Annotated in this window: 5 protein-coding genes; all 5 read left to right on the plus strand. The window is 46.7% G+C overall.

Annotation, left to right across the window (positions count from 1 at the left end; genetic code table 11):
- Window positions 1-916 (plus strand): zinc ribbon domain-containing protein (locus GPK83_RS06250; RefSeq protein ID WP_252196249.1); only part of this gene is annotated, 916 nt, incomplete at its 5' end.
- Entirely contained in the window at window positions 888-1787 is a 900-nt protein-coding gene (locus GPK83_RS06255; protein WP_252196250.1) for a recombinase family protein, read from the plus strand. The genes GPK83_RS06250 and GPK83_RS06255, both read left to right, overlap by 29 nt.
- A gap of 12 nt (window positions 1788-1799) precedes the next feature.
- Complete coding sequence (locus GPK83_RS06260; RefSeq protein WP_215704300.1) at window positions 1800-3446, plus strand: recombinase family protein; 1647 nt, start codon at window positions 1800-1802, stop codon at window positions 3444-3446.
- 208 nt (window positions 3447-3654) lie between these two features.
- Window positions 3655-4248, plus strand: a complete 594-nt coding sequence (locus GPK83_RS06265; protein ID WP_215704301.1) for a hypothetical protein — start codon at window positions 3655-3657, stop codon at window positions 4246-4248.
- A 171-nt stretch (window positions 4249-4419) separates the two neighbouring features.
- Window positions 4420-5055: a PD-(D/E)XK nuclease family transposase gene (locus tag GPK83_RS06270; protein WP_345941782.1), complete on the plus strand. Its 636-nt coding sequence runs from the start codon at window positions 4420-4422 to the stop codon at window positions 5053-5055.
- Window positions 5056-5120: the final 65 nt, after the last annotated feature.

Genomic DNA, 5120 nt, shown 5'->3' on the forward strand with positions numbered 1-5120 from the left:
TATGAAGCAAGGACGGCAGCATAAATTGATAAGCACTATTTTTTTAGCCACAAGTGTTACAAAAAAGCTTGACCACAACAAAACAAGGTTCCCATTTGTCCGCAGGGTAAACAACGGACAGAGAAACCAGTATCTCATCAAAGACAGCCATCTGCCAATCGTCACACATGAGGAGGCAGAAGCGGTACGCAACCTGATGGCATACCGGGTGGATGTACTGCACATGAACAAGAGTGACTACACCAAAAGATACCTGTTTTCCGGCAGAATCATCTGCGGAGAGTGCGGAAGAACCTTCCGGCGGCAGAAAATCTACATCGGGAAACCATATGAAAAAATCATCTGGACGTGCAGCGGACATGTGGAGGATAAAGAGAGCTGCTGCATGAAAGCCATCCGGGAGGATGTGCTGCACCGGGCTTTTACAGACATGTGGAACAAGCTGTACACCAATCAGGGAACGATATTAGAGCCGCTGTTAAAAGGGCTGACGGAACTTGTGGCAGCAAGGCAGGATAGTGAGGAAATCAGACAACTGGATAAGGAAATCAAAGATATAAGCGGGCAGAGCCAAATCCTAAATCAAGTCATGAGGAAAGGATATATGGACTCTGCTCTTTTTATGGAGAGCAGTAGCAAGCTTGGCTGGCAGCTGACGGAATGCAGAAGAAAAAAGACACTTTTGACCAGAAAGCTGCGGAGGACAAAAGAAATTGTACGGACCGAACAGCTTATCCAACTGATTGCAGAACAGGACGGATTAAGGGAGGAGTTTGACGAGCAACTGTTTAAAATGACAGCAGAGAAGATCGTGGTCTCCAAGGAACACGACATCACCTTCTGCCTGCACAACGGACTGAAACTGACGGAGAGGGGAGGCGGACAGGATGCAGTGGCACATGCCAATCGGCTATAAGGTTGTGGATGGAAAAATTACCATCTGTGAAGAGCAGAGAAAAATTGTGGAACAGATATTTACAGACTATGACAGCGGGGTGGCGGCAGGCAGGATCGCCCAGAACCTGAAAGGGAGAAACATATGCAATGCAAAAGGGAAAGTGTCCTGGACCCACGCATCCATCGGCAGGATACTGGAAAACCCAAGCTACCTTGGCACAGAATACTATCCGCAGCTCATAGGAGAGGAACTGTTTGAGAGAGTCCAGCGCAGACGGGAAAAGGTGAGGGCAGAGCTTGGAAGGGCAGACCACCGGCCCGGCAGGGATGAAAGAATCCTTTTCGGAGGTGTCATCTGGTGTGCAGAATGCGGGGCAGTATGCAGCCATATCCAGCCGAACCACAAAAAAGAGCGTGGCGGCACTGCCAAGTGGAAGTGCAGGAACTATGTGACTGGCAGAGCAAAAAACTGCAGGAACAGTTTTATTACAGACGGGCAGGCAAAGCAGGTGTGTGTAGAAGCCATCAATGCAGTGATACGAAACAAAGGCCTGCTCCGGGTACAAAGGCAGGAGGAAAAGCTCAGCCCTCAGTACCGGGTTCTGGAGCGGAACCTGCAGCACATGAAAGAAGAGCAGGAACGCACAGAGACAGACCTGATGAAACTGCTCTATGAAAGGGCAGAGGAACGATACCGGACGCTGGAGGTCAGGGATGGGGAGTTCTGGACAGAGGAGATCAAAAACATCCTTGCAGGAAAAAAGAAACTGGAAACATTTGATGAAAATTTATATAGAAAAATAATCGCACGCATTTGGGTGCATGGTGGAAATATGGCAGAAGTGGAGCTTATCAATGGGAGCCGTGTCACAGCCGGATACAAGGATTAGGAGGGAGAGCAGATGGCAGAAACAGCAAAAAAGATCAGCATGATACCTGCCAAGGTGCAGTATGACCGGAATGTGAAACTGTCAGAGAAGAAAATGAAGGTCGCTGCCTATTGCCGTGTCAGTACGGAACTGGAAGAGCAGGACAGCAGCTATGAGGCACAGGTGGAGAATTATACCAGCAAGATATCCGAAAACGAAAACTGGAAAAATGCCGGCATTTATGCGGATGACGGAAAGAGTGGAACAAACACCAAAAAGAGGGCAGACTTTAATGCCATGATACAGGATGCCCTTGCCGGAAAGATCGACATGATCCTTACAAAGTCGGTCAGCAGGTTTGCGAGGAACACGGTAGACTCGCTGGTGACCATCCGAAAACTGAAGGAAAAGAACGTGGCAGTGGTGTTCGAGAAAGAGGGGATCAATACACTGGAGGGAACCGGCGAAATCCTTATCACCATCTTGAGCAGTCTGGCACAGGAGGAGAGCCGCAACATCAGCGAGAACATCCGCTGGGGAGTCGTGAGGAAATTTGAAAAAGGCAAGGTCATCGTAAATTGCACAAAGTTCATGGGATACACCAAAAACGAGGACGGGGACCTGGTCATCGTACCCGAAGAGGCAGAGATCGTAAAGCTGATCTTCCGCCTTTATCTGGAGGGCTACAGTACTGGGAAGATCGCAAAGCATCTGGAAGAGCAGGGCATCAAGACCGCCACAGGGCAGGACAAATGGCATTCCACGGTAATAGACAAAATGCTCCGCAATGAAAAATACATGGGAGATGCACTCCTGCAGAAAACCTACACGGTGGATTTCATGACAAAAAAGAAAGTCAAGAACACCGGACTCGTACCGCAGTATTATGTGGAAGATGACCATGAGGCGATCATACCGAAGGAGCTGTTCTACAGGGTACAGGAAGAGATGATGCGCAGGGCATCCTTATGCAAGGCGGCTGTCACCCGGAAGAAGAACCAGAGGAGCAGGTATTCCTCCACCTATGCACTGACCGGCATGCTGATCTGCGGAAAATGCGGGCAGGAGTACCGGAGAGTCACCTGGGCGAGAAACGGGAAAAAGAAAGTTGTCTGGAGATGCAGCAACCGATTGACTAACGGAGTGAAGAAATGCGGGGAATCCGAGACACTCGAAGAGAACGCATTAAACAGGGCGGTGATGGAAGCCATCCACAGGATCACGAGTGATGATATGGAATTTATGGAAAACTTCCGGCAGAACATCATCCATGTCATCGGGAACTACAGCACCGCAAAAGAGTCTGAGGAATACGAAGAAAAGATAAAAGAAAAGATAAAAGAAAAGCAGGAAGAGATGGTGGCACTGATTGCAGAGAATGCAAAGACTGGCTCCTACACACCGGAGTTTGATGAACGCTATCGCACCATAGCAGAGGAAATCAATGCCTTAAAAGAGGCACAGAAAACAGCCAGAAACGAGAAATGGATGGCTGACAGCTATGAACAGAGAATCCAAGATATCGACCATTACTTAAGCACAAGCACCTGCCAGATACCGGAGTTCGACAATGACCTTGTCAGACGGCTGATCTCGACCATCAAAGTGGAATCCAGCGAGAAGCTGCTGATACAGTTCCAGTCAGGCATTGTCATGGAACAGGAGATTCGATATGAGTAAGACTGCGGCAGGAATGGCAGCAAGCAAATAGGAAACGTTGTTCCTGCCAGTTTATGGTAAGAATAAAATGCCCGATGATCCGGGCGTTTTATTGTTGGCACAAAAATAGGAAAGAACAGCAGGAGCGATATATAGCGGAAAATGAGTAAAGGGAAGTGGATATAGAAAAAGCACATGAAGTAAGTGTGCGACAGGAGGAGAAAAGCGTATGAATTATGAGCAACTGATAGAAGAACTGAGGGAGGAAATGTTACAGCTTGTAAACACGAAATGTGATGCACTGCTCCAGATGTACCGGAGTGGGGAGATGCATACAGATAAGAGAGATACGATCCGGGAAAGCAGCCTTATCACAGTATCCCCGGCAGAACTGAAAGGGAAAAGACCACTGGCAGTCCAGTTCGCGCCGGGAGAATGGATAGAGACACCTACATGGAGAAAGGTGGCACAAAGAATTTTGCAGGCCTGTAATGAACAGCCGGATATCCATGAGCGTTTTATGGAAATGTGTGGAAAAGTAGCCGGACGCTGGAGGACGATCCTTGGCAGTTCACCGGAAGAAATGGATGTACCGCTAAAGGTGGATGAGGAACTTTATTTTGAGGGAAAATTTGACACCGAAGCGATGTTAAACATGTTAGAGAAAAAAGTGCTGGAACCGGCAGGGGTTGATTACAGCAGCATTAAAATCCGGTATATGGCAAAAGTGCAGGAAGCAGCGAAAAATATAGACCATGTACCGGAGCAGGATGCTTTGGAGCATAAGGAGCAGGAACAACATGTACAGGTGCAGACAATGTGAAGAATGGATGGAATCAAGACTCCGAGTCTATGACAGGTTTGGAGTTTTTCTTATGTTCCTTTTTCAAATGTAAAAATTGATTGTATAAAAGAAATGGGTAAGTTATAATATAGGTGTGGTCAGATGCCTTTTTGGGGATGACTATATCTGTTACAAAAAGGAGGAAGGCCAGTGAATACAGAATTAAAAAATGCAGTGAAAGCAACAGACAAGGATGCACAGTATGATACGAGTGCAAAGCGTCTGTTAGGGCAGAAGAGCATACTGGCACATATACTGGTAAAAACAGTTGATGAGTTTAAGGGCATGAATCCCAAGGATGTGGTCAACTGCATCGAGGGAACACCACATATCAGTACGGTACCGGTAGAGCCTGGACTCACAAATGCAGCCAGCGAAAAAAATGGTGAAAGACTGGTCGGTTTCAACACAGAAAATGAAGAGATCAATGAAGGTCTGGTAAGATTTGATATCGTTTTTTATGTGCGCATGAAAGATGGATTGTCACAGATTATCATCAATGTAGAAGCACAGAAAGACGAGCCGACGGGATATGAAATCTTAAACCGGGCAATCTTTTATGTGAGCAGACTGATTTCATCACAAAAAGAACGTGATTTTGAGAACTCCAGCTACGATGACATTAAGCGTGTATATTCCATCTGGGTATGTATGAACATGGACGAGAGCAGCATGAGCCATGTGCATCTCACAAAGGAAGATTTGATTGGTTCCTATGAATGGAAGGGAAATCTTGACCTGCTGAATATCATCATGCTTGGACTGGCAAAGAATGATGTTGTATAAATAAAGTTGACACCTTATTCTCAAGGAATTCATGTATAATAAAAGAGAATAAGGAGGAACTCTCA

The organism is Clostridium sp. MCC328 (assembly GCF_018785465.1).
Classification (GTDB): Bacteria; Bacillota; Clostridia; order Lachnospirales; family Lachnospiraceae; genus Pilosibacter; species Pilosibacter fragilis.